Origin of the sequence: Paenibacillus sp. WLX1005 (assembly GCF_046603685.1) — a bacterium.
Lineage (GTDB): Bacteria > Bacillota > Bacilli > Paenibacillales > Paenibacillaceae > Saccharibacillus.
Genome location: NZ_CP176756.1, coordinates 5398512 through 5424078 on the forward strand (window position 1 = coordinate 5398512; position 25567 = coordinate 5424078).

General features: G+C 48.7%; 19 protein-coding genes. 10 read left to right on the forward strand and 9 right to left on the reverse strand.

Annotated features, from left to right (window positions below):
• Positions 1-503 precede the first annotated feature (503 nt).
• Together ACE3MZ_RS23090 and ACE3MZ_RS23095 are read right to left on the reverse strand one after the other, a co-directional pair.
• Complete coding sequence (locus ACE3MZ_RS23090) at positions 504-1580, reverse strand: LLM class flavin-dependent oxidoreductase (RefSeq protein WP_411344412.1); 1077 nt, start codon at positions 1578-1580, stop codon at positions 504-506.
• 309 nt (positions 1581-1889) lie between these two features.
• Positions 1890-2237 carry a zinc ribbon domain-containing protein YjdM gene (locus ACE3MZ_RS23095; RefSeq protein ID WP_411344413.1) on the reverse strand — a complete coding sequence of 116 codons (348 nt, stop codon included), beginning with the start codon at positions 2235-2237 and terminating at the stop codon, positions 1890-1892.
• A gap of 206 nt (positions 2238-2443) precedes the next feature.
• Between ACE3MZ_RS23095 and ACE3MZ_RS23100 the strand changes: the two genes are divergently transcribed.
• Positions 2444-3379, forward strand: a complete 936-nt coding sequence (locus ACE3MZ_RS23100; RefSeq protein ID WP_411344414.1) for a prenyltransferase — start codon at positions 2444-2446, stop codon at positions 3377-3379.
• Between the two features lie 197 nt (positions 3380-3576).
• Here ACE3MZ_RS23100 and ACE3MZ_RS23105 read toward each other — a convergent pair whose 3' ends face one another.
• Complete coding sequence (locus tag ACE3MZ_RS23105; protein ID WP_411344415.1) at positions 3577-4596, reverse strand: Gfo/Idh/MocA family protein; 1020 nt, start codon at positions 4594-4596, stop codon at positions 3577-3579.
• Between the two features lie 269 nt (positions 4597-4865).
• A complete protein-coding gene (locus ACE3MZ_RS23110) occupies positions 4866-6107 on the reverse strand; it encodes a type II asparaginase (RefSeq protein ID WP_411344416.1) in 1242 nt (413 codons plus the stop codon).
• A 598-nt stretch (positions 6108-6705) separates the two neighbouring features.
• Between ACE3MZ_RS23110 and ACE3MZ_RS23115 the strand changes: the two genes are divergently transcribed.
• Positions 6706-8352: a glycoside hydrolase gene (locus ACE3MZ_RS23115; protein WP_411344417.1), complete on the forward strand. Its 1647-nt coding sequence runs from the start codon at positions 6706-6708 to the stop codon at positions 8350-8352.
• Positions 8353-8570: 218 nt separating this feature from the next.
• Here ACE3MZ_RS23115 and ACE3MZ_RS23120 read toward each other — a convergent pair whose 3' ends face one another.
• The 4 genes from ACE3MZ_RS23120 to ACE3MZ_RS23135 form a co-directional block, all read right to left on the reverse strand.
• Complete coding sequence (locus tag ACE3MZ_RS23120) at positions 8571-10124, reverse strand: methyl-accepting chemotaxis protein (RefSeq protein WP_411344418.1); 1554 nt, start codon at positions 10122-10124, stop codon at positions 8571-8573.
• Between the two features lie 183 nt (positions 10125-10307).
• Positions 10308-12719, reverse strand: a complete 2412-nt coding sequence (locus ACE3MZ_RS23125; protein WP_411344419.1) for a carbohydrate-binding domain-containing protein — start codon at positions 12717-12719, stop codon at positions 10308-10310.
• Positions 12720-12857: 138 nt separating this feature from the next.
• A complete protein-coding gene (locus tag ACE3MZ_RS23130) occupies positions 12858-13550 on the reverse strand; it encodes a DUF4956 domain-containing protein (RefSeq protein ID WP_411344420.1) in 693 nt (230 codons plus the stop codon).
• Positions 13543-14358 carry a polyphosphate polymerase domain-containing protein gene (locus ACE3MZ_RS23135; RefSeq protein ID WP_411344421.1) on the reverse strand — a complete coding sequence of 272 codons (816 nt, stop codon included), beginning with the start codon at positions 14356-14358 and terminating at the stop codon, positions 13543-13545. Before ACE3MZ_RS23135 ends, ACE3MZ_RS23130 begins: the two co-directional genes overlap by 8 nt.
• A gap of 551 nt (positions 14359-14909) precedes the next feature.
• Between ACE3MZ_RS23135 and ACE3MZ_RS23140 the strand changes: the two genes are divergently transcribed.
• On the forward strand, positions 14910-15374 hold the full coding sequence (locus ACE3MZ_RS23140; RefSeq protein WP_411344422.1) for a hypothetical protein: 465 nt from the start codon (positions 14910-14912) through the stop codon (positions 15372-15374).
• Between the two features lie 13 nt (positions 15375-15387).
• Positions 15388-15603, forward strand: coding sequence for a hypothetical protein (locus tag ACE3MZ_RS23145; RefSeq protein ID WP_411344423.1), 216 nt, complete (start codon positions 15388-15390; stop codon positions 15601-15603).
• A 226-nt stretch (positions 15604-15829) separates the two neighbouring features.
• Here the strand turns inward: ACE3MZ_RS23145 and spo0A are convergent, their stop codons facing one another.
• On the reverse strand, positions 15830-16666 hold the full coding sequence (gene spo0A / locus ACE3MZ_RS23150) for a sporulation transcription factor Spo0A (protein WP_411344424.1): 837 nt from the start codon (positions 16664-16666) through the stop codon (positions 15830-15832).
• Positions 16667-17215: 549 nt separating this feature from the next.
• Between spo0A and ACE3MZ_RS23155 the strand changes: the two genes are divergently transcribed.
• The 6 genes from ACE3MZ_RS23155 to ACE3MZ_RS23180 all read left to right on the forward strand — a co-directional run bounded on the left by ACE3MZ_RS23155 (position 17216) and on the right by ACE3MZ_RS23180 (position 25407).
• Positions 17216-17893 (forward strand): response regulator transcription factor, encoded by a 678-nt coding sequence (locus tag ACE3MZ_RS23155; RefSeq protein ID WP_411344425.1) that lies wholly within the window; start codon positions 17216-17218, stop codon positions 17891-17893.
• Positions 17893-19374 carry a sensor histidine kinase gene (locus ACE3MZ_RS23160; RefSeq protein ID WP_411344426.1) on the forward strand — a complete coding sequence of 494 codons (1482 nt, stop codon included), beginning with the start codon at positions 17893-17895 and terminating at the stop codon, positions 19372-19374. The genes ACE3MZ_RS23155 and ACE3MZ_RS23160 overlap by 1 nt, the downstream gene beginning before the upstream one ends.
• Positions 19375-19622: 248 nt before the next feature.
• Positions 19623-20516 (forward strand): diacylglycerol/lipid kinase family protein, encoded by an 894-nt coding sequence (locus ACE3MZ_RS23165; RefSeq protein ID WP_411344427.1) that lies wholly within the window; start codon positions 19623-19625, stop codon positions 20514-20516.
• Positions 20517-21367: 851 nt separating this feature from the next.
• Entirely contained in the window at positions 21368-22972 is a 1605-nt protein-coding gene (locus tag ACE3MZ_RS23170) for an acyl CoA:acetate/3-ketoacid CoA transferase (RefSeq protein WP_411344428.1), read from the forward strand.
• A gap of 124 nt (positions 22973-23096) precedes the next feature.
• The gene (locus tag ACE3MZ_RS23175) at positions 23097-24344 is read left to right on the forward strand and encodes an OFA family MFS transporter (RefSeq protein ID WP_411344429.1); all 1248 of its coding nucleotides are present in this window, start codon (positions 23097-23099) and stop codon (positions 24342-24344) included.
• A gap of 97 nt (positions 24345-24441) precedes the next feature.
• Positions 24442-25407 (forward strand): DUF561 domain-containing protein, encoded by a 966-nt coding sequence (locus ACE3MZ_RS23180; protein ID WP_411344430.1) that lies wholly within the window; start codon positions 24442-24444, stop codon positions 25405-25407.
• Positions 25408-25567: the final 160 nt, after the last annotated feature.

The window sequence follows — 25567 nt, forward strand, 5'->3', positions numbered from 1 at the left end:
TCTACACTGCTAAAATGCTTCTTCGTTCAACGTCCTCGATCATCCTCAAAACTCTCTCCATGATCCGACTGTATGTCTAACCTTCTTCCAATCGCAGCCAAATAGCCTCTTTCTCCGTTTCTTCACTATATTGATTAAAGGTTTGGCTTTTTTTTAGCTAGCATAGCAAAAATCCCCTCCAGTTTTCAGTGTTGAGTTCATTTTAACATGACCTCTTTTTTCACTGTCTACTTTTAGGGGATAATACCAATGGCTGCTATTTTCTATTTCTACATATTCTATACTTGTTGTGTCGGTTGTATTCGTTGTGTCTTGTTTGTCTGCTATATGAGCAGTATTTATAATATCAGAATATGTGCGTTGCATTTGCTATATTCGTGGTACCTGCGTTGTCTGTTGTAGCTATTGCATCCATGCACCGCCACGTCCGGCGGCGCTTGTTACACTTTAACCGCCATAGACAGACACTTCATAGTTTCCGCTGTTCGCGACCACTTGTTTCGTTACGCTTGCCCACCTGGCTGATTACCTGTTTCCGCTTCCCAGCGTGCAATTTCCTCACGGACAATCGGTGCGACTTCTTTGCCGAGCAGTTCCACCGCACGGAGTACATCGTCGTGATTGGACATCGTGCCAACCGGCGTATGCAGCATGAAGCGAGTAATGCCGACATTTTTGCGGAGATGGATGATCTTCTTCGCTACCGTGTCCACGTCACCGACATACAGCGCACCTTCAAAGCTGCGCGCTGCGTCAAAGGAAGCACGCGTATACGCTCCCCAGCCACGCTCGCGTCCAAGCTGGCTCATTGCTGCTTGCGTGGATGGGAAGAATTTGTCGGCTGCGATCTCGTTACTGTCCGCGATAAAGCCGTGCGAGTGCGATGCGACCGACAGCTTGGATACGTCGTGTCCGGCATGTGCTGCGGCTTTGTAATATAGCTCGACCAGCGGAGCGAATTGGGTCGGACGACCACCGATGATCGCCAAGACGAGCGGCAGACCGAGCAACCCGGCACGTACAACGGATTCACTATTGCCACCGCTGCCGATCCATACTGGCAACGGGTCTTGCACCGGACGTGGATAGACACCGCGACCTTCGATCGCCGGACGATGACCGCCACGCCAGTTTACAATTTCCGAATCGCGAATTTGCAGCAGCAGCTCCAGCTTCTCGTCAAACAGCGCGTCATAGTCGTCCAGATTATAGCCAAACAGCGGAAAAGATTCGATAAACGAGCCGCGCCCTGCCATAATCTCCGCACGACCGTTGGAGATCGCATCCAGTGTGGAGAACTCCTGAAATACCCGTACCGGATCGGCAGAGGACAGTACCGTTACTGCGCTAGTCAGACGAATATTCTTTGTTTGCGAAGCGGCTGCTGCCAAAATGACTGCTGGCGCGGATGCCGCGTAATCAGCGCGATGATGCTCTCCCACACCGAAGATATCCAGACCGACTTGATCTGCCAGCACAATCTCGTCCACGACCTGACGAATGCGCTCTGCATGACTGATGACTTTGCCGGTTTCTGTATCGGCGGTTGTTTCGACGAATGTACTAATGCCTATTTCCATGAGTAAAAATCCTCCTTGAAGTTGTCTATCTGCCATAACGGCGTCCACTATATACATAAACGATGTGCTGGTATCTCGTGTATCCATCACACATCCATATTCAAAATATCTTTATTTCGAAATATTATTTATCTTTATTTAAAACTATTTTCGTAACGATTGCAAGTGTTTGTTAGTCAATCATCCCTATCATAATGCAAAAAGCCTGCTCTATGCTCATTGGAGCACAGTAGCAGGCTTTATTTATGTGTACCAAGCAGCGAGATACAGAACCTAATCATGAGACATGAAACTTGGTACATTCAGCAATTAGGCTTTTTTCACAAACTCCGATTTCAGCTTCATCGCGCCGAAGCCGTCGATTTTGCAGTCGATGTTGTGGTCGCCTTCTTCGATCAGGCGGATGCTTTTGACGCGTGTGCCGATCTTCAGTACAGATGAGCTGCCTTTGACCTTGAGGTCTTTGATAACTGTTACGCTATCGCCGTCTTGCAACAGATTGCCGTTAGCATCGCGTACGACAAACGCTTCTTCCGCTCCATTTGACTCGCCACCCGGCGTCCATTCGTGTCCGCATTCCGGGCATACGAGCAGTCCAGTGCCGTCCTCATATGTGTACGCGGAGTTACATTCCGGGCAGTTTGGCAATTCATTCATAGTTCACTTCTCCATTCATGGTTTTCATGCGCCTATTTTCCCACACACTGTATCATCTGGCAATGTCGGATATTTCCATTCAAATTGTAGATATTTTCGGAAAAGTAGCAATAATTTCCTGAATTGAGTACATATCTGGTTATAGGCAGGTACACAGGTGGTATACATGAAAGACTGATAAAACGCGCGACGAAAGGAAGGGTAGTATGAGCCATTATATTTTACACGTATTCACGCTACGCAATGTCATGCGTTTACTGCGTCCGATTGCGGTGCTATGTTCCAGTGTAGCGATTATTTTCTCCGGCGTTTTTCCGCTGCTGGCATATGAAGGCGTTTCCGTAATAAATATCGTTATGATCGCAATTGTGCTGCTGGTCGGATGCATTCTGATCCATGGTATTCTGACACATGCGCTCAACGATTATACCGATTATCTGTCGGGCACGGATCAGCTTAGTCCAGCCATGCTATCTGGCGGTAGTCGTGTCATTCAGGAAGGTCGCATTACGCCAGGAATACTGTATCGGTTCGGTCTGTGGCTGATGGGCATCTTGTTGGTAGCGGATGTGATCCTGCTGCTGACTGGACAATATCGGCTGGCGATTCTACTGCTGGTCGGCATCTGGGGTGCAGCGTCGTATTCGTTACCTGCACTGCGACTCAGCTATTATCCGCTTGCCGGTGAATGGATCAGTACCTTTCCGTCAGCGCTGTTTCTCGGTCTGGGCGGAGCATGGCTGGCTACCGGCAGTTTCCCACTCTGGTCCGTGCAAAATGCGATCATTAATGCGCTCTACTGTATCGCTTGGGTGATGGTGCATCATATTCCCGATCTGGATGCCGACCGCCAAGCTTCGCCAGTCAAATGTACCAGTGTCGTCTGGTCTGCGGATCGCTGGGGCATAGAATTCAGCCGAGTGCCTGCATTGGTGTATATGGTGCTAATCGCCCTGTGCGGTATTTGGCTCGCAATCAGCGGACGTTATATCGCAGCAGTCGGTATCTGCATCATCGTTCTGCTATCGATCTGGTGGATCTGGACAATGGACGTGCAGCAACCTGATTCCGTCACCGCCTGTGAGAAGAAACTGCTATTGCTCGCTATCGCCGGAGCAGTGCTGCTCGGCATTTTCGTCTAAGTAGGTATGGTTATGTAATGGTTATTTGTATGTAATAGGTATGTAGAATGTACATTGACGAATATCTTTAGCGAACAATACCGTATAGAATCATATTTCACAATCGACAAGATCATACGCAACAGCCTGCAACGGAATAATCGCAGGCTTTGCTCACGTATGCTGTTTCGATTAACACATATTGTGTAGATCGTCGTCTATTGCTCCCGCCGAATATACAGCGGACGCACATCCACTTCGCCCTCAGACGACGGATGACGTAGCGCTTCCAGCACTACCTGTGCATGATACCCATCGTAAAAGTCGTAGATCTGCCCCGGCTGACCTTGCAGCAGATTAACTACTTGTCCGAAAATCGGCAATCGACTGTCTTCCGCCGGTATCGACGGTTCTACCGATTGCGGTTCCTGACCGGCTTCGTTCCAATACAGCTGCTGCCAGTTTTCCAGTGCCATATCGCCCTGCTCACCATGAACTAGCAGCGATACGCGCTCCTGTTCTGCCTGACCGCTATGCCCAGACAGACGAACGCGCAGTCCATTATCTAGCGTCAGCATCGCTTTCACTTCTTGCTCGCACTGCTGCGGATCGTCCGGGTAGATCACATGGCTCTGCACATGCGTAATCTCGCCAAAGATCTGCTGAATCATATGAATCCAGTGCACGCCCACCTCCAAAATAAACCCACCCTGATGACGCGTGGAGATCCAGCTGTTCTGCTGCCATGCACGCGGCCACTGTGGAAAATGCAGCAGCAATTCCAGCTCCCGAATCTCACCGATCTTCCCTTCCTTCACCCATTTGCCCACTTGTAATACAGCAGGCTCCTGTGGAAAGGAGAAATGCACCGCATGCAGCTTGCCCGACTCTGATGCACATTCCAGCAGAGCACGTGCTTCATCCAGACTGTTCGCTAGCGGCTTTTCACAAAAGACAGCAATGCCTCGCTCAAATGCCGCTACTGCCGCATCATAATGAAAGGCAGGCGGCACAGCGATATACACCAGATCTGGCTTGATCTCGTCCAGCATACGGATGTATTCTGCCGCTTCGTATTCACGCGCCCTCGTTTCTGCCACCGCGCGGCTGCGCTTGTCACCATCCGCATCACAGACGGCAACCACCTCCGCTTGCTCCGCATAACGTGGCAACCATGTATATACCAATCTCTCGCCCATATTACCCAGCCCGGTAACGGCAATACGAATTTTGCTCATCATCATTCTCCTGTTCGTTTCCTATTATGGAGTTCCATTGTATGACTATAATATAGCCCTAAGAAAAGATACCATACTGCATTCATCTTAGCATTTCTAGTGTATGTTGGTCACAAGAATGCAGTCAAAAAGCCGCTCTCGCATGAGAACGGCTTAGAGATGTAACAGAAGCAAAATGATAACTACTCTAATAGAATGCGCACTGATCAGAGCAATTCCTATACATGAACGAGTATTGAATATCCGTTACTCAGTACTTATCTAAATACTCAGTACTCATCGAAGAAGGTCTGAATCTGCTTCGCATCCTTTGTTTGTGTCAGCGCCAGCATGAGCAAAATGCGTGCCTTTTGCGGGTTCAGCGAGTCAGACGAGATCATACCGTTCTGATCATCCTCGTCGGAATGCGTAACAACGCCACTGCCGGTGCGAGTAGAACGAACAACTGCTACGCCAGAAGCGGCAGCTTTGATCGCGCCTGCCTTGGACAGGCTGGATAGTGAGCCATTGCCGCTACCTGCCACAACGATGCCTTTGGCACCAGCGGCTACAGCTGCATCGTACAGATAACTCCCGTTATTCTGATATTCGTACAAAATATCCACCTGCGGCAATTCCGTCAGATCGGTAATATCGAATACCGAATCGGCAGTATGCTTGCGAGTTGGCTCATTGTAAAAGTAGACCTTGCCGCCGGATACGACACCTAAGTACCCTTGCTCCGTCGATTTGAATGTATCCGTGCCAGTCGTGTTCGTTTTGGTAATATAACGTGCTGCACCGATGCGATCATTTAGCTCAATTAGCACGCCTTTGCCACTAGCTTGCGGGGTACCGGCGATTTTGACAGCATTGTACAAATTAAAGGAACCGTCCGCGCTGATTGCTGTTGCGGGACGCATCGCTCCTACGACCACGACGGGCTTATTGCTTTTTACAACCAGATCGAGGAAATACGCCGTTTCTTCCAATGTATCCGTACCATGCGTCACGACCACTCCATCCACATCGTCAGAAGCTAGCAATTCATTGATCCGTTTGGCAAGCTTGAGCAGTACTGCATTGTCTACATCCGGGCTGCCGACATTAGCGATCTGTTCGCCGCTCACATTGGCAATATCCTTCATCTCCGGTACGGCGTTAATGAGCGTATCGATGCCGAGCGCACCCGCCTGATAGCCGGTCACATCGGTATTGGATGCGGATGATCCAGCAATTGTGCCGCCAGTCGCCAGTATTTTGATATTCGGCAGGTCGCTCGCGACAGGAGTAGTTGCTGTCGCTGTTGCTGAGACAGATGTACTGCCTGCCTTCGATGTGGTTGTACCTGTGGACGCGGATGTAACTTTGGCTGTGCCAGATGCTGCGGATGCGGATACTGCTGTCTTGCTCACTGTAGTAGAAGTGGTCGAAGTTGCTGCTGCTGCCGATTCCAGTGTTACTGGCAGTACTAGCGCCGTTACCAGTACAAATGCCCCTATATTCCGTGTCCAGCTGTTCCATTTGATCATTCATATTCCTCCTTCAGGATGTTGGTTTAGTATGGTAGACCTGTATATGCGCTATGCTACGTATGTATAAACATTCATTGGAACTAGCGAATATACGCAGTACGTATTCTATGTATCCGAACAAAAGGATGTATCCCCACCTTCAATATCGACTTTTACAACAAAATCGCCTTCTTTATGTTAGTTTAATTTACACAAAATATCTGTTTCGAGATAAAGTATAATAAAACCTCTACTTTTACGTCAAGTAAATTTACATAAATATAAATGATCGTGCATATTATACAAATTAGATTTTGGAATTTCAGGTATATTTTCCTTCTCTGTATATTTGTTTTTCCTGCAAAATAGCTATACCCATCTCATCCAAATTTCGTTATAATATCCAACTGTAAGCGTATACAATATCGTTTTTCGCTTGTTTTCCGTATTCTTTCATGTTGCATCATGTGCAGTTCGCTATTGCTCTATCGCCAGTTTTTGCTTGCTCACGGCATATCCTATAACGTGCGTATGAAGCGTATGCCGAACCTGACTGCAACGGCGCATCTGAGCGTCCTATTATCAAATGGAGTACATACTATGAGGAGGAATCAAAATGAAGATTTTGCCTACGATTTGCCGTCGTTGGACGGGCTGGAGCGTATTCCCTTTATCCGTGCTACTGCTGACAAGTAGCTGGTCGGGAGGGGTTGCCCATGCACAGGATACCACTGTCAATCCAACCGCTTCGACGCAAGCCACAGTCCAAACGATCCATATCAATGGACAACAGCATTACCAGCACATTGACGGTTTTGGCGCATCTGGTGCGTGGAGTATGGATCATATCGGCTCCGAATGGTCAGACAAAAATAAAAACCGGATCGCCGACTTGCTATTTTCACAAGATAAGGGCATCGGGCTATCGATCTGGCGCTTCAATATCGGAGCAGGCAGCACCGTCACCGATCAGGATATTATTAGCGATCCGTGGCGCCGCGCTGACAGCTTCAAATCCGCTGCCAATCAGCCATACGACTGGTCGAAGCAGGCAGGGCAGCAATGGTTTCTCAAAGCAGCCAAGCAGCGCGGCGTGAGTCAGACCGTCGCTTTTGTAAATAGCCCGCCGGTATGGATGACCAAAAATGGACACGGACAGCCAGATGATTCCGTGGGCAGCACCAACCTGAAGCCAGATGCGGTGAAGGATTACGCCATGTTCCTCGCGGATGTACTGGAGCATTTTGACAAGCAAAAGCTGGGCTTCGACTATATTAGCCCTATCAACGAACCAACTTGGGACTGGAACAAAGCCGGGCAGGAAGGCAATCGCTACAATATCGATGATATTCGCAATGTGCTAACCGCTCTGCACACCGAGCTACAAAAGCGTGGACTGCATACCGAGATCGATGCAATCGAAGCGGTCGAATACTTGTCTCTGCTGGATAACGATCAGTACGCCGCCTTCACTGGTAAAGCGGGCAGCACGTACACTAGCGGCAATGCAAGCGGCAAATATCCGGGCAAATACAGCGAATATATCAAGGAACTGCTGGGCGATCCAACAACTGCCAAGATCATCGGTAACAAGATTAGCGCCCATGCCTACTGGTCTGATCAGTCCAATCCCGGCGATGACCGACTGGTTCGTCTACGTGAACTGGTACGCGACAACCTGAATCGATACGGACAAAATCTTACATTCTGGATGTCCGAATATTGCATCCTCGGTGATCGCGGTCCCGGACGAGATCTCACGATGAAGACCGCACTGGATGTAGCAAAAGTCGTGCATTACGATATGGTGACTACACAGGCGTCTGCATGGCAATGGTGGCTCGCCGTATCCAAAGAAGATTACAAGGACGGTCTGATCTACACCGATTACCAAAATCCGGGCGATGAACAGTCCATTTTACCGTCCAAAACGCTATGGGCGCTAGGCAACTACAGCCGCTTCGTTCGTCCCGGTGCAGAACGCATCGGTCTGGATGGTGCCAACAATCCAGATGGTTTGATGGGATCAGCGTATTACCACAGCAAAGACAAACAGCTATCTGTCGTGTTCGTCAACAACAGCACCACCGTGCAAACAGTACAGCTGAATATTAGCAATCTGCCGGGCGGCAAACAGGTGAAGCAGCTCACACCATATATCACGTCGGATACGCAAGATTTGCAGCGCCAATCCGCCGTACCAGTGACACAGAGCTATACAATCCCTGCACGCTCAGTCGTTACACTGGTAGCCAGCAAGTAAGCATCGTCCCAATCAAGTAGAGATGCCGAGATTGACTATATCCCTGAGCAATGAAACCGAACGATGGATATGCAGATCGACAAGCAAAATGAAACGCTATGAAGACACAGGATAGACGTTATTAGCACAATCGTGAGTATGAAACGAACGCCAACTATACAGATTGATAACCAAAAACAGCCCGCACAAAAGATTGCTTTTGTGCGGGCTGTTGCGGTTCATGTAGCAGAATTCTTCGCATCCTGCTGCAATTCCAGCGTAATATCGATACCGACTACACCAATCGGCGCATGTTGTTCGTCCACAATGGCAGCAGCAATCGTTAGACATGGATGTTTGGTAATCGCGGAAATGTAAACCGCCGATACATACACCTCGCCATCCATTGCTTGCTTGAACCACTCGCGACTTTTGGCATTTAACAAGCCCGCCTTCGGACGCGAAAAAATAAACGAGCCATCCATCGCATTTGACCAGATCGCTTCAATATGACGCTCGCGTTCCATATAACCGGATAGCAGCATCTCATGCTGACGTTCATCGCTGGACACGTCCGCCAATTGTACCGTTGCCTGTTGCAAAATGTGCTTATACCGCTCTACATCGACAGCGGCATACCCGCTATTGTGCTCCATACGGAACGTTTCCACGGTGCCTGCCAATTCAGTCGAAGCAGCCAGCATCTCATCGCCAATACGTGCCAGACGATTGACCTGCTCCCGTTGCTGCTGAATATGACCGAACATAGCTTCCATCGCCTGAGTCGTATGTTCCACTAGCGTTGCCGCCTCGGTCAGCGTATGTACACCTTCGGTCATGCGTACCTTTTGCTGCTGACCGAGTCCATCTGTTTGACGTGCTGAACCGGAAACGCCGCTAATGCGCGTCTCCAATCGCTTCATCTGCTCCTGCATACGACGCATCTCGCCTACACCTTGCTCGACTGCCGTGCGGCTAGATTGCATTGATTCACTTACCTGATTCACGCCCGTTACAATCGCATTCAGCGTAGATGCCGAACGTCCCACTGCTTCCCCGCTCTGCTCAGCAAGCTTGCGAATCTGCTGCGCAACTACAGCAAAGCCTCGACCTTCGTCCCCGGCGCGTGCCGCTTCAATCGACGCATTCAGCGCCAGCAGCGACGTCTGATCTACAACTTCGCGGATGAATACGTTGACCGCACCGATATCCGACATATGCCGAATCAGCTCTTCCAATCGTTCGTCAATCTGTCCATTCAGCCGATGAATATCCTCCATCGCCCGATCTGCCGACGTCAATGCGCCTGACAATTCAGTAGCGGCGGCTCCGGCATCATCCGTTTCCTCATTCATACTTGCCGTCTGGGAAGCCATCTGATCTGAATCATGCGCTGCTTCTTCCAGCAATGCCGCCGCTTCACGGGTACGACTCGACGCCTCGGCGCTTTTCTGTTCCAGCTCCTGCTCGATCTGACCGGACAATTCCGTCACATTCGTTAGCGTTTGCACGGATGTGCGTACCTCATCTACTACAGCGAGTAGCCGATCCGATACGACCTGCGATTCAAATAAAAAGCTGCGCAAGCTCTGCTCACGCTCGGCTTCTTGCGCTGGCAACTCCGTATCGACAGGATTGCGCAACGTCCGTACCACTGCCACTACCGCCGCCACGATAGCGATAGTCAGCATAATAGCAGATAGTACCGATTGCGAAGGGATCATCCATAATATGAGTGCAGCAGCAGCTCCAATCAGCGGCAGCAGGATATCCAATAAACGGCTTGTTTTCATTTTGCCCACGTCCTCCCAGAATCACTTATGTAACGTTTTCTAACAATTATACTTGGATGCATATTTTTTCACAATCATGTATAAATGTATTTTATTATTCATTATGAATAGCTTCAATACGATCTACAACAAGAAAAGGCAGCCTGATGGCTGCCTTTCGATTTGGAATGATACGAAGCGGGATTAAGAGTTAGATTCGGTTGTGCTATCTGTACCTGTTGTGCTGCTTGTGCTATCAGTAGTTCCTTGTTGTTGTCCAGGTCTGCCGCCACCGCCGCCCATGCCACCCATACCGCTGTTCGGGTTGCTAGTGGATACGCCGGATTCGCTCAGCCATGTTACGTTGCTGGAGATATCGAAGCTAACAACTTCGGTACCACCGCTGTACGTGCCGTCAGTGTACAGACCGTCTGTTGCTGTGCCTGTGGAAGAACCGCCGCTGTACAGAGTGTAGCTACCGTCTTTCAGATCTGGGGAGCTAACAACAACATATTGGTAATCTTTATCCGGTGCAAAGGTTAGGATGTCGTTGCCATCGCTGTCTTGCAGGTGAACCAGTGTGCCTGCTGCTTGTGTTGTGGAATAGCTCATCGCTACCGAGTATTGTGTCGAGTCCTCGGAAGTAGATTGCGCCATACCGGAGCTGCCCGAAGCAACCAGGAAGCCGCCAGTCATTTCAAATGTACCGTCATAGTCGAGTGTACCGTTGCCGTTAGATATTGGACCGTTCACGACTACAGTACCACCAGACATCGTGATCGAGCCATTCGCATCCAGACCATCGCCGTTTGCGTCTACATACAGTGTACCGCCAGTGATGTTGATCAGCGCGTTACCTGCTGCTTCTGGACCGCCACCACCACCAGGACCGCCTGCGGCTTGTGTCGCTGTTGCTGTATCGGTAGCTGTTGCATCCGCTGTTGTTGCACTCGCTGTATTCGTTGTTGCCGAAGCTGTTGTTACTGCTACATCTGTCGCATCTGTGCTAGCTGTTACGACCGAAGTATCGGTGCTAGCTGCCGCTGTCTCGTCTGCTGTTGTTGCATCGGTAGTGGTAGTTGTGTCACCTTCGGATGCATTCACACCGTCATCGCTTGCTACGACATGCGTTTCGCCGCCGGATACTGCGATGGTTGTGCCTTCCAGACCTTCATAGCTTTTCGTAATGTTGACTGTACCGTCAGTGATGCTCAGTGTCGATTCAGCGTGTACGCCGTCATCGCCGGTTGCCAGTGTCAGGTCGCCGCCATTGATCGTTACGCTGCCGTTACTGTGCACACTGTCGTCTTTGGCATCTACATTGAATGTACCGCCATTGATGACCAGATCAGTTCCGGCTTTCAGTGCTTTGGCACTGTCGGACGTTGTATCTTCTGTCGTCGTTGTCGTATCGGTAGCTGTCGTATCAGTCGATGTGCTTGCTGCTGTCGTTACGTTAGCAGCTGCTGTTGTCGCACTAGCTGTTGTTACGCTGCTATCTGTTGCTGCTGCCGATGTGTTGGTATTACTGGATGATGTTGTATCGGTGCTGCCTGGCGCTGTACCAGTTGGAGGTGTTCCACCGCCGCCCATTCCACCACCCATGCCGCCACCCGGCATTTCTTCGGTGTGTGCTTCAGCATTGGCACTGCCGCCGCCAGTTGTGATGTTGTACGTACCGCCATCGGTGACAAGCACGGTTTCGGCTTGGATGCCGTCATTTTCAGCAGTGATGGTAAAGGTACCGTCGGTGATAGCGACAAAGCCTTTGTCTGTATCTTCATCATTGGTCGATTTGATACCGTCGCCGCCTGCGTCAATGGTAAATGTACCGTTCTCGACTGCAACCATATCCTTACCAACGATACCGTCGTCTTCTGCTTTGATATTGAATGTACCGGAGACGATTTTCAGATCGTCTTTGCTTGTAATACCGTCTTTGTAGTTGGCATTGATGTTCAGTGTACCGGTGCCGTTGATCGTCAGATCGGCTTTGCTGAACAGCGCTGCACTTGGCTCATCGGTGGAGCTGTCGGCGAACACATAGTCGGAACCGTCCGTCAGTGTATTTTCAGTGCCTTCTTGCAGCGTCAAGATTACATTGTCGGCTTCTTGGATGTAGATCGGTGCGCTGTCGCTGTCGGTAATATTCACACCATTCAGTACGATATGCACATCGCCTTCATCCGTGCTGTTGACGATAATCTGTCCGTCTGTCAGTTCGCCGCTGATCACATACGTACCGGCTGTTGTGATTGTTACCGTGCCATCGGACACTTCGGCGCCATCGCCAGTTACGGAAGCGCTGCTGCCGCTCAGTGTAATCATGGTGGAGCTATCTTCGCTCCAGTCAGTCGTATGATCGGAATCTTTGAATGTCACCAGATCGGCACTTGTCGTCGTTACGGGTGTTGTTACAGTCGATGTACTGATCTGGGTTGCTGACGATGCAGTCAATGCGCTCGTCGTTGCACTGGTTGCACCAGTTGATGTGCTGCATGCCGCCAAGATGGATGCGGACAAGATCAATGCGGAAAAGACGGACGTTGCTTTTTTGGCGATACTCTTTTTGTTCTTCGTGGACGGGGAAGTCGGTTGTTTGGTTACTTTTCTCATGATAAATCTTCCTTTCGGGATCGTTTTATGTGAATCGCTCATTACTCAGGGGCGTCATGGTCAAGGTTGTGATGATGCTCCGGCAGGTGAAGTGTAGATCTCACTTGGAGATATGCAACTGCCGGAGTTTTCAGATGCTTAATATTCGTTGACAGGTGTTGGGCTCATCGTCAGGGACAGATCCAGATTGCCGTTGCGGCAGCGGATGTCGTCCAGAAATTCCTTTTGATTCGTTGTTGGCTTCATGGTGACGAGATACACAAGTTCGTACAGACTGCCTAACTCGGTCGTTCTGATTTTTTTCAGGTCATATTGAACGTCGAATTTGTTAAATACTTCGTTAAAGGCTTCTTCGTAGCCTAGGTTTTCAGGGATGGTCACTTTCAGCATGCGTTGCTCGGTTTTCTTAAGACCGAAGTTGAAGCGGTTCAGCAGAAGCATCAGTACGCACAGGATCAGGGTGAACAGTACCGCGTAACCGTAGTATCCGGTACCGACTGCAAGACCGGCTGCCATTGTGAACAGGACGTATGCGATGTCTTTGGGATCGCCGGGTGCACTACGGAAACGGATGATCGAGAAGGCACCGGCGAGACTGAATGCTCTAGCGATGTTGCTGCCGATCAGCAGGATGATGATGGCGACGATGACGGGAAGCAGTACCATCGTTAAGGTGAAGCTTTGGGAGAAACCGGCTTTGTTCGTTTTCATATACGTCAGGCTGATAATACCGCCGAGGATGATTGAGATGAGAATCGTGATCAGCGCGCCGCTCAGTGTGAGGTCGGTCGTGCTGGTGCTTAATGTGCTGTTAAACAAACTGTCAAGCATAGAGGATCGTCTCCTTTTCGGTAGGGATAGTGATGACTGGTTCGTTGACCGGAACCAGCTGCGGTTGAAGAGTTGGCAAGATTGGTGTCGGTTGGTTGCGATTTTTGATCATTTTCTTGTATTCATTGCCGTATTTGGAAAAGCCGGTGCGGTATAGCCCGTGCTTACCGAGTAGTTTGGATAACCAGAGAGGAACGGTGTTTTCCGCTTTGACTTCCATCAGCCATTGATCCGGTTCCATCAGCTGTTCACCGTAATCGCCCTGCTCCAGCTTCAGATCGTAGCGTCGGCAGCGGATGTTGGTGTCGAAGGTGATCCGTAGATCGCGGCTTTCTTTGCTGAACAATGCTTTGCGGTCGTAAGAGAGATACAACCTTGGCGCCAGATCGTACAGTCGTAGGAAGTAGCTGATTTCGTTCACGACCTGCTTGTTCATGTAATCTTGAAGTTCAGGAGCAACACCGGTGCGTACAAATTCGTATGCTTCATCCAGCCGCAGCGCCGTGCGCCGTTTGTTGACCAGCCCGGTGAATTTCTTTTTGATCTCCAGGTATACTTTGGCGTTGACATCCGGTACACCGTAAGCACGAAGGCGAAGCTTTTCTTTGTACTTCGGTTTGGATAAGCTTTCGCGGATCAGTGTGTTACTCGGTGTGTCGTAGTAGATGTTGCTGATGCTGTAAAAGTCGTGCTGCTTGTTGTAAGCATCCAGTTCCATGTATTCCAGCAGGTCGGCGTACAACTCGTTAAATTTGGCAGTGTTCATCAGGTATTTGCTTTCGTAGCGGTTAAACACTTCAATAGCCATGTTCATCATTTCCTCTCGTATGTGTGATGCGACGTGCTCTATGTTTTGAACCGTTTGTCGTTTGTTTTGACTGTGTGTCGTTTGTTTTGACTGTGTGTCTGTTGCTTATGTTTGTATCTTACGGTGGGAACCTTTAGTGAATCTTAAATGTTTTACATTGCGATAATAAATTTACAAATATCTGCATTTTGATTGTAGAGGTGGGATGGGTGAAATTTTTCTTTCATTAATAGCGGGGAAAATGATGCAGTAGGATGTAGTAGATGGTTGATGAGAAAAACTTGTTTTTTTATGAAGATATGCGTGGTGAAGCTGAAATTGGGGGTAGGAATTTCAGGTTTCGTTTTAAAAAGATTTACGTTTTGGTGGGGGAGGAATGATAGGTACTAAAGTATTCGAAATATATAAACAACATAGAATTATAAGATCATCATATATATAATAAATACTGAAATTTCTTCTAAAATTCAGGGGGGTTTCTTAGTAATTTGGTATAATAGTTAGAGGGGAGAAAAGCTGTATGCCTGATTGGCATTTAAAAGATCGTCAGGGTGTGTATACTTACTATTGCTGTATTTAAAAAAATGGCGTTAAATGAAGCTATCTCTCTACGTAAATTAGGCTGGGAGCCGGCTTTTGATTGGAGCAATTATTGTAATAAACGTTCACTGTCCCAAGCATATAAGTTGATTGTGCCAGGAAATCGTATGATAGAGGGCGCTGTTTCTTATCATTTAGACGAAGGATTTGCATTTATTTCTCTTTTAGAAAGTGCCCCTTCAAATAGATACGGTAATCCTAACCGAATATATGTTAATGTGGCGGATGTTTTGATTGGTGAAGTTTGTCGCCAAAGTATTGAATCAGGGTTTGAAGGGTATGTATCTTTAGTGTCTAAGTCTGAAAAAATTAGCTATTATGTAGATCGCATTGGTGCCCATCAGATGGGTGGTACAACAAGAATGTACATAGATTCTATTGCCGCAAATAGACTGATAGAATTATACTATTATTAAAGGAGATGATCATATGGCAAAAGATATTCGGATCATAACCGATGGCGTTACAAAAACAGTTCATGTAAAAACAAACAATAAAAGTATGCTGAACGCTTCAACTACGCTCAAATCAACGCTGGGACTTCGATCTTCTCACTCTGATGTTTATGCTGTTCCGCCATCCGATGATGAAATGAACGAAATTCGATCGTTTATGCGCGAAGTCATTTCTAAACAACGTAGTTAATATTGATATATTGCGAGACTGTCCATTGGGCAGTCTTTTTTGTAATATAGGTACGTCTTCATTTGTTCATGATTTACTATGTATCGCATTGTGTATCGGTCTAGGTATGATTCTGCTGTTGTTACAGCATAAAAAACACTACTCCTCTATTGAGTTGGGAGTAGTGTCGGATGGATGGTTATGTGAATTGTGGATTGTCATTTGGACTGTGACATGCGGTAGTGCATCAAGTGTTCGACATGCTGTGATCCCAGCGCAATCGTTCCGCAATCAGCGCGATGAATTCACTGTTCGTCGGTTTGTTGCGGGTAGCATGGACTTCGTAGCCGAATAGGTTGTTGATGCTGTCCATGTTGCCGCGTGCCCATGCAACTTCGATGGCGTGGCGGATGGCGCGTTCGACTCGTGGTGGGGTGGTGTCGTATGTTTCGGCGATTTGTGGGTATAGGATCTTCGTCATCGAGCCGAGAATACCGGGATTCTGGTGAATGAGTGCGATCGCTTCGCGCAGAAATTTATAGCCTTTAATATGCGGTGGGACACCGATTTCATTCATAATCACAGTGATATCAATCTCCAGATTACGTACGTTACCGGGCGACACGGCGGTAGACATCGATGAACGGATCGCTGGCGTTGCTGGTCGGGATGATGGGGCAGGCGCTGCGACTTCTTTGCCAGCTCCCTGAATCAGCTGGCGAATACGGTTCATCAGCATATCCAGATCAAACGGCTTCACAATATAATAAGAAGCCCCTAGCTCTACAGCGTGCTGGGTAATATTCTCCTGCCCAAACGCAGTCAGCATGATGATCTTCGGCAGTGGTTTGCCTTTCCAATCCTGCAATCGCTCCAGCACACCAAGTCCGTCCAGATGCGGCATAATAATATCCAGAATTAGCACGTCCGGCAGTTGAGGCATCATATGCAGCATACGTAATACTTCCTCTCCGTGTGCAGCCACACCTGCCATCTGCATATCCTCCTGCTGGGAGATGTAGTCCGACAACATGTACGTAAATTCCCGGTTATCGTCAGCAATCAAAACTTGAATGTTCGTCATTGTATATTCTCCTCTCTGCGCATGTCGTGTTCCGTCCCCCGTATATAATCATGCGTAAATACATTGTTACTAGATGAAAGTGTTGTATGCGATACCGATGAACCTGCTTTTTGAAGCACATCAGGTTATGGAATTGCCATCGTTTTGCCTAACGTATGTGTTGCTGGGGAACAGACTTGCTCTGAATTTGCAATAATCAGACCACTACTTATTTACTATATTAGTTCTTTTGACTCATAAAAGAAAGTGTTAATTTCCAGAAAGTGCTATCCGCACTAATTTGGACCATCCGTTTGCGGATATATGTTCGGATATTCCCTTGTACCAACAAGTAGTATTTGATTCACCAACAAGCTACAACCTGTGATACTCTGGTAATAATCTGATCCACATCCAATCGATCAGAACAGCGTCGTCCGTATTGGAAATGAGCAGGCTTCCCCGTTCTATTAAGGTTCGCTAAAGCTTACGACGCTATACTAAACACAACAATCCACCTGTACCCGGCGATACAGCGCCGGAATATTCATAGATGAAGGAGAATCTCCAATGAGAATACTGATCGTAGAAGATGAGCTGCATCTGGCGGAAGCATTGATGCAGATTTTGAAAAAGCATAACTATTCCGTAGACGCCGTGCATGACGGGCGTACCGGGCTAGACTATGCGCAGAGCGGCATTTATGATCTGCTGCTGCTCGATATTATGATGCCAGAAATGGATGGCATGAGCGTACTCAAAACGCTGCGCAATCAAGGCGATTCTACACCGGTCATTCTGCTAACCGCCAAAGGCGAGATTTCCGATAAAGTGACCGGGCTAGATTATGGCGCTGATGATTATATCGCCAAACCGTTCTCATCCGAAGAACTGATGGCGCGTATTCGCGCCGCTCTGCGTCGCAAAGGCGAAGTGCCACCAGACGATTCGCAGCGCTATGGCGATCTGGAGCTGCATGCTGCCAATCTCAAGCTGACGGTAGGCGGTAAAGAAATGAAGCTGAATTTGAAAGAAACGGAATTGTTAGAGCTGCTCATCGTGCGCAAGCAATCGATCACATCCAAAGAGCAGATTATTGAGAAGCTATGGGGCTTTGATTCTGAGGCGGAGCATAACAATGTGGAAGTGTATGTATCGTTCCTGCGCAAAAAGCTGAATTTCCTGCATTCTACTACCAAGATCAGCACGATCCGCAATGTGGGCTATGTACTTGAGGTGAGCGAGTAATGTTCAAACAACTGCGCAATCGTTTTTTGATTCTGAATCTGGCGACGATCTCGATTCTGATGATCGTCGCATTCGTTTCCATTTATACGATCACGTATCGAAATGTACAAAATGATGTGCAGCAGGAAATCAACCGCATTTCCGAAACGTACATGCATCCTGGCAACGGTCAAGGTCCGCCCGGCTCGCAAAACAATGGCGGCAATTCCAATTCTACCTCAACGTCGAGCGATGATACATCCAGTACAGACAGCGGTACATCAACCACCACGGCTAGCCTGACGACAGGTACCGAAGCCCAAAGTACGAGCGCCGCTGTACTATCTACTACCGCTGATACATCCAGTACTACAGCAAATGCAGCAGCTTCGGACGATACGACAACGACAGCCGTCACTGCCAGTCAAAGTGCCGTTACTACATCTAGCGGGAATATGATGAACGGTACGCCAGAACGTGCGGTTGCATTTATGATTGAGACGGATAGCAAGGGCAGCGTGATCAACCAGAAATCACAGGTCGATATCGACAGTAGTGTCTATACGAGCGCATTGCAGGAAGCGCTGGATCATGCTGGGCAGCGCGGACAGTTTACGCTGGACGGCAGCACATGGACATTTATCCGGCAACCGCTGAATGACGGATTTCTGTATACGTTTCTCGATATTACCGCCCGGCAGGAAATTCTGACCAATCTGGTGTATACTTTTGCCGCGGTTGGTGTCGTTATGCTGGTTCTACTCTTTTTCACTAGTCGTTACTTCGCGAATCGTTCGATTCAGCCAGTGCGTGAAGCATTTGAGAAGCAGAAGCAATTTATCGCCGACGCTTCCCATGAGCTGAAGACACCGCTGGCGGTCATTAACACCAATACGGATGTACTACTTGCCAATCCTGACGATACGATTCGTGACCAGTCCAAATGGCTGCATTATATCAAAGGCGAAACGGAGCGCATGGCGCGGCTTACCGGCGATCTGCTGTATTTGACTGAGATGGAAAATACGCGCACTCCGATGGTATACACTCCCTTCGATCTGAGCGATACGGTGGAAAATATTATTCTGACGATGGAAGCTGTCATTTTCGAGAAAAATCTGACGCTGGATTACGAGATTACGCCCGGTCTGATGGTCGAGGGCAGTAGTCAACAGATGCATCAGGTGACTATGATTCTGCTCGATAACGCGATCAAATATTGTAACAAAAACGGCAGCATCCACCTGACGCTGCAACGTCAGGGTAGCCAGATCGCGCTAGCGGTAACAAATACGGGCGATGGCATCGCTGCCGAGCATCTGCCCCGCATCTTTGATCGCTTTTATCGTACCGATACGTCGCGTGCGCGGCAGTTGGGCGGTCATGGATTGGGGCTTGCTATCGCCAAATCGATCGTCGAGCAGCACAAGGGACGAATCGAAGTTACTAGCACTGTCGGTCAATCCACTACGTTCTCGGTATATTTGCAGGCGCAATCGTAAGTCGATAGCATAGCAAGCACTATTCTGATCGTTCGTAATATTTTTACAAAAAGGCTCTGCTGGAATCGACAGCAGAGTCTTTATTTTGGGGTATATAATACATGCAGTGATGTAGCAGATCATCCTATTTCCCTTTTGACACATGCGATACGCTGAGGTTTTGATCGCCTTCGCATTCCATATAACGTCTTGTATATCATCTTATGTATACTCCAATATCCATTTCACAATAGAAAGGAACATTGCCCGTGAAGCGAGCTATGGTTATTATCAATCCGTCCTCCGGTAAGGAGCAGGCACAAGAATATGTAGAAAAAGTCGAACAATTGCTGCGCGACGAAGCTGGATATGATGTCGTGATCAACGAAACTGCCAAAGAGCTGGATGCGACCAAATATTGTGCTTCCGCATGCGCAGACTGCTTTGATCTGGTGGTGTCGATTGGCGGCGACGGTACGCTGCATGAGACAATTAACGGGCTGCTGGATCAACAGCATCGTCCACAGCTGGGTGTGATTCCACTCGGAACAGTAAATGACTTTGCGCGCGCATTGAATATTCCGCTTCAGACAGATGAGGCGATTCGCACCTTGCTGTCATCCAATACACGCAAGGTCGATATGGCACGACTGAATGATCAGCTGTTCGCGAATGTCGTAGCTGCCGGTTCCATGGCGGAATCGCTATCATCCGTTAGCTCGGAAGATAAGTCCAAGCTCGGCGCACTGGCTTATTTCCGCGAAGGGTTCCGTGAGCTGGTTGGAGGTTCTGCTTCACCGCTAGTCATCGAGTATGACGGACAGACGTGGTCAGGCGAATCGCCACTGTTCATCGCTACGCTGACCAATTCGGTTGGCGGCTTTGAGAAGATTGCTCCAGATGCAGAGGTCGATGACGGCTTGCTGCATGGTTTTATTATTCATAACCTGAATCTGTTCAATACGCTGGCGGTAGGCACTTCCTTGCTGCTCGGCAATTTGAAGGATCATCAGGACGTGACTTATTTTACCGCGCGTCAGATTACCGTCAGCTCGACAGAGCCGGTACGTACGAATGTCGATGGTGAAGAAGGTCCGACACTGCCAATTCATATGCACATTTTGCCAGCGCATGTGGACGTCATTGTGCCAGAGACAGTGTAATCGTAGCCGTACACTGAGTTCAGGTATAAGGAATGGATATTGTAGCATTTTCCAGACTGTCCATATTCTAATGTAGCAAAAATACCAAATACATAGCCTGATCGGACATGCAAAATTTTTTTCGGAATCTTTGCGTGGATGATCAGGCTATTTGGGTTGAATGGATGTTCAAGCTTGGGAATTTGAGCTGCCTTTCGCTCATCCGATGGCTATATGGTGGACGATACGCCGGATATTTACTTTAGGTGTCGTATTTTTGCGACTATTGCTGTTGGAATCACTTGGTTTGTATGCTGGATCGTTATCACATTGCGATTTTGCCAGTTAGTTCTATACATAATGACAATCATGACATATGCAGTAGGTTTGATGTTCAATATTTTGGTAGTAAGACGTACCGCTACATGTTCATCTTCTGATCTAGTACTACCATTTGTATGCTTGTACGCTATATGTTCCTGCCGAACGTATGTACATAGGGGCATTTCCTCTTCAAATTTCTCGCCATTTCTACTATCTATTCGCAATTTTGCAACATGTTTGTACTGCATTTGGTATGCTTCCCCACCCTGTTGACGACTGATCTATCTGGTATTATGATTCAAGTGAAAATATTCACAAATATTTCTGATGCATTCCAACAGAAGGCATTCACATCTCTCTATAAGTGAATATTTTCACAAAATATCTTATGAACTTTACTGGATTTTGAATAGTTCTATTGTTGTTCCATTGTTCTTCTAATGATGTCGTCCAATCTACTCACCTCTTTTATTGAGGCATCGGATTCTGTATGTACACCATATGCTTGCCGTATCGTATTTCTTATTTTATCCAAGGAGTGAATGATCATGTCCAAAGTTATTTCTGCTGTTGAAGCTGCTGCCCTGATTCCTGATGGAGCGACTGTCGCCGCGAGCGGGTTCGGATTATCCTGCTGGGCGGAAGAGATGGGTATTTCCATCGAAGAACGATTTCTACAATCCGGTCATCCGCGTAATCTGACTGTGATCCATGCCAGTGCGGTTGGCGATCGTCGGGACAAAGGCATGAGCCATTTCGGACACGAAGGTCTGGTCAAACGCTGGATCGGCGGCATCGCGATTGCCTCCCCTGCGATGGCAAAGCTGATCGAAGACAATAAATGCGAAGCGTACAATCTGCCGCAAGGCGTCATTACCCAGCTGTTCCGCGAGATCGCCGCCAAGCGTCCCGGCGTCATTACTAAGGTCGGCATGGAAACGTTCGTCGATCCCCGTGTCGAAGGTGGCAAAATGTCGCCACGCACTACGGAAGAACTCGTCAAAGTCATCGAACTGGAAGGCGAAGAATGGCTCTTTTACAAAACGTTCCCGATTCAAGTTGCTCTGATCCGCGGTACGGTAGCCGACGAGAACGGCAATCTCACTCTTGAAAAAGAAGGGCTGCATATGGAAGTGCTGCCGATTGCGCAGGCGGTGCGCAACTCTGGCGGCATCGTGATCGCACAGGTCGAAGCAGTTGCCAAAAACGGCACGCTGCATCCAAAAGATATCAAAGTACCCGGCATTCTGATCGATCATCTCGTAATCTCGCAACCACAGAACCATTTCCAAACCGAGAATACGCAGTACAATCCTGCATTTGCCGGGCATATCAAAGTACCGATGGAATCTATGGAGCACATCCCGCTGGATGAACGCAAAATTATCTCCCGCCGCTCCGCTGCCGAGCTTGTACCGAATACCGTCCTCAATCTGGGCGTCGGCATTCCGGTGTGCGTCGCTACGGTAGCCGCTGAGGAACAGGCGAGTGACCAGCTGATTCTGACGACCGAAGCCGGTTCGATCGGCGGCGTACCGGCAGGCATCAAGGACTTCGGACATGCGTACAACTCTGAAGCGATCGTCAATCACGATGCTCAGTTCGACTTTTACGATGGCGGCGGGATTGACTTGTCGGTATTAGGGCTGGCACAGACGGATGAGCATGGCAACGTGAACGTTAGTAAATTTGGTACACGTGTTGCCGGTTGCGGCGGCTTTATCAACATTTCCCAATCTGCCAAAAAGCTAGTCTTCGCCGGAACGTTCACTGCTGGCGGCTTGCAAATCGCCGTAGAAGACGGACAATTGCGCATTCTCCAAGAAGGCAAAGCGAAAAAGTTCCTTAAACAGGTGCAGCAGATTACATTCAGCGGTTCGTATGCTGCCAAAGTGAATCAGCCTGTCGTGTATGTAACCGAACGTGCGGTGTTCGAATTGCAAAATGGTCATATGACCCTGATCGAGATTGCACCCGGCATCGATCTGCAAACGCAAGTTCTGGATCAGATGGAATTCGTACCTGTCATTTCACCAGATCTGAAAGTGATGGACGACGGCATCTTCCGCGAACACTGGGGCAAATTGCGCGGAATTATCGAGCAGAACGGCACACCGACAACAGCCGCTGAACCGGTTGGCAGTGCCCTCTAAAATCCGCTCCATTCATAATATTGTATTGCAAATACAGGATCATCCAACAAGGAACATACGGTACTCCAAATGATCACCGTTGCGAGGTTGGATCACGATCCTTCGTGCAGAAAGGACTTTATCGATGGAAACTATTCAACTGAATCGCTGGCGGATCCTGATTGCCGCTGTACTGATTAATATTTGCGTCGGCTCCATCTATGCGTTTAGCATCTTCGCGATGCCACTGAGTAAGGTGTTGGATGCGTCGATGCCGCAGATTATGCTGGCTTTTACAATCAATGGTGCCATCTCGCCGATTCCGATGATTCTGGGCGGCAAGCTGGTTGACCGTGGCGGAGCGCGAACGGCGATCTTCCTCGGTGGCGCGATGTTCGGGCTTGGCTTTATTTTATCGGGAATGGCGACAGCGCCGTGGATGCTCTATGTTACGTATGGCGTGATCGCCGGGCTGGGTCAAGGGATCGTCTACTCCGCTACAATCGGCAATACAGTCAAGCTGTTCCCGGACAAGCGCGGATTGGCAGCTGGTATCGTGACTGCCGGGTACGGCGGCGGAACTATTCTCATTGCACCGATTGCCAGTGCACTAATTATTAGCTCTGGCGTACATCAAGCGATGATTATACTAGGCAGTGTATTTCTCGTCATCATACTGAGCGGTGGATTGCTAACTACAGACTGCCCGTCAGGTTACGTACCCGCAGGTTATATTCCTCCGGCAGCCGGAAATGCGCGGGCAGGCACGCCATCCATGAACTGGCGGCAAATGCTGCGTCAGCCGATCTTTTACGTGATTGCCTGTCTGTTTCTGATCGGCGCATTGTCTGGCATGATGGTTACGTCCAACGCGTCTGTTATCGGGCAAACGATGTTCGGCTTATCCGCTGGTGTAGCAGCGCTGTATGTCAGTTTGTACTCGCTTAGCAACTGTCTCGGACGGGTCGTATGGGGTGCAGTATCCGACCGGATTGGTCAAATTCGCTGCCTGATGATGATCTACCTCGTCATCGCTGTGATGATGCTGACGCTGGCGCTCACCTCGTCCACTCTCGGCTTTGCCGTTGCGATTGTCGGTATTGGTTTGTGCTTCGGCGGTACGATGGGCGTCTTCCCCTCTATCGTCGGTCAGAAATTCGGGATGAAATATTATGGCGTCAATTACGGTGTGACTTTTATCGGCTACTCTGGTGCTGCCTTCTTCGGTCCACGGATCGCCAACTCGGTCGCAGCAGCCAATGGCGGCATGTTCACCAATGCCTTCTACATCGCGCTAGTGATTGCGCTAGTCGGCTTCGGACTTACCTTTTTGTATCGGGCGCTGGATAGCAAGCCACAGCAAAGTACACCAGATACGGTCAAAGCGGCATAACGTACACAGCAACACTATCGCTGTTTCTTTGTAAGGATCCTCATGACCCTTTATCTATATTGCAAGATGTACAATTTAACTTTTGGAGGGAATCCCCATGTCTACAACAATCACTCAATTGCTCGGTATCCAATATCCGATTTTCCAAGGTGCAATGGCACAGATTGCACGCGAACCACTCGTAAGCGCCGTATCCAATGCAGGCGGTCTCGGTATTATCGGTTCCGGTGGAATGTCAGCTGATGTACTTCGTGAAGAAATTCGCAAAGTTCGCAATCATACAACCAAGCCATTTGCCGTCAATCTGATGCTGATGATGCCGAATATTCCAGAATTGATTCAGGTTATTATTGAAGAACAAGTCAATATCGTTACGACTGGCGCCGGTACACCAGCACCTTATATGACGACGTTCAAAGAACACGGCATCACCGTCATCGCTGTGATCCCATCCGTCAAAATCGCCAAAAAAATGGAACTCCTCGGCGTAGATGCGCTGGTCGCAGAAGGCACCGAAGCAGGCGGTCATATCGGTGAAACGACTACGATGGCACTTGTACCGCAGGTTGCCAGTGCCGTGTCTATTCCAGTCGTTGCGGCTGGTGGTGTAGCGGATGGACGTGGGATTGCCGCAGCCTTTGCACTCGGTGCGCAAGGTGTACAGGTCGGTACGCGCTTTCTGACTACGGTAGAATGCCCGACACATGACAATTTCAAGCAAGCCGTATTGGATGCCGATGATACTAGCACCACTGTAACGGGACGTAGCATCGGCGGTCCTGTTCGCAGTATCAAAAATGGGATGATCGCCGATTTTCTGAAATTGGAAAATGAACATGCCTCCCGCGAAGAATTGGAGAAAATTAGCCTCGGTTCATTACGCAAAGCCGTATTCGAAGGCGATACTGATCGTGGCTCCGTAATGGCAGGTCAGATTTGCGGTATGTGCAATGAGATTACGACCGTAGAGCAAATGATCACGAGTATGTTCAGCGAAGCGCAGGCATTGCTGCAACAGCTGGGCAATACCCGTATCACAGGTGGACAAACGGTCGAGATTTAAGCGACATTTCGTAAGTCTTGCTAGTCTCGAACAATAGGAACATCTCACAATGGAAATCCGTACGATCTGTTTTACAAAGGAAACCGAATATCTTGCTTGATTTCAGTAGTGGCTGTCAAAGCCGGGGGATTCTGCCGTTCAAGAATAACCCGGCTTTGCT

Excerpts from the sequence above, each read along its gene's own strand:
- ACE3MZ_RS23090 (WP_411344412.1), bottom strand. The coding sequence starts at position 1,580 with ATGGAAATAGGCATTAGTACATTCGTCGAAACAACCGCCGATACAGAA.
- ACE3MZ_RS23095 (WP_411344413.1), bottom strand. The coding sequence starts at position 2,237 with ATGAATGAATTGCCAAACTGCCCGGAATGTAACTCCGCGTACACATAT.
- ACE3MZ_RS23100 (WP_411344414.1), top strand. The coding sequence starts at position 2,444 with ATGAGCCATTATATTTTACACGTATTCACGCTACGCAATGTCATGCGT.
- ACE3MZ_RS23105 (WP_411344415.1), bottom strand. The coding sequence starts at position 4,596 with ATGAGCAAAATTCGTATTGCCGTTACCGGGCTGGGTAATATGGGCGAG.
- ACE3MZ_RS23110 (WP_411344416.1), bottom strand. The coding sequence starts at position 6,107 with ATGATCAAATGGAACAGCTGGACACGGAATATAGGGGCATTTGTACTG.
- ACE3MZ_RS23115 (WP_411344417.1), top strand. The coding sequence starts at position 6,706 with ATGAAGATTTTGCCTACGATTTGCCGTCGTTGGACGGGCTGGAGCGTA.
- ACE3MZ_RS23120 (WP_411344418.1), bottom strand. The coding sequence starts at position 10,124 with ATGAAAACAAGCCGTTTATTGGATATCCTGCTGCCGCTGATTGGAGCT.
- ACE3MZ_RS23125 (WP_411344419.1), bottom strand. The coding sequence starts at position 12,719 with ATGAGAAAAGTAACCAAACAACCGACTTCCCCGTCCACGAAGAACAAA.
- ACE3MZ_RS23130 (WP_411344420.1), bottom strand. The coding sequence starts at position 13,550 with ATGCTTGACAGTTTGTTTAACAGCACATTAAGCACCAGCACGACCGAC.
- ACE3MZ_RS23135 (WP_411344421.1), bottom strand. The coding sequence starts at position 14,358 with ATGGCTATTGAAGTGTTTAACCGCTACGAAAGCAAATACCTGATGAAC.
- ACE3MZ_RS23145 (WP_411344423.1), top strand. The coding sequence starts at position 15,388 with ATGGCAAAAGATATTCGGATCATAACCGATGGCGTTACAAAAACAGTT.
- spo0A (WP_411344424.1), bottom strand. The coding sequence starts at position 16,666 with ATGACGAACATTCAAGTTTTGATTGCTGACGATAACCGGGAATTTACG.
- ACE3MZ_RS23155 (WP_411344425.1), top strand. The coding sequence starts at position 17,216 with ATGAGAATACTGATCGTAGAAGATGAGCTGCATCTGGCGGAAGCATTG.
- ACE3MZ_RS23160 (WP_411344426.1), top strand. The coding sequence starts at position 17,893 with ATGTTCAAACAACTGCGCAATCGTTTTTTGATTCTGAATCTGGCGACG.
- ACE3MZ_RS23170 (WP_411344428.1), top strand. The coding sequence starts at position 21,368 with ATGTCCAAAGTTATTTCTGCTGTTGAAGCTGCTGCCCTGATTCCTGAT.
- ACE3MZ_RS23175 (WP_411344429.1), top strand. The coding sequence starts at position 23,097 with ATGGAAACTATTCAACTGAATCGCTGGCGGATCCTGATTGCCGCTGTA.
- ACE3MZ_RS23180 (WP_411344430.1), top strand. The coding sequence starts at position 24,442 with ATGTCTACAACAATCACTCAATTGCTCGGTATCCAATATCCGATTTTC.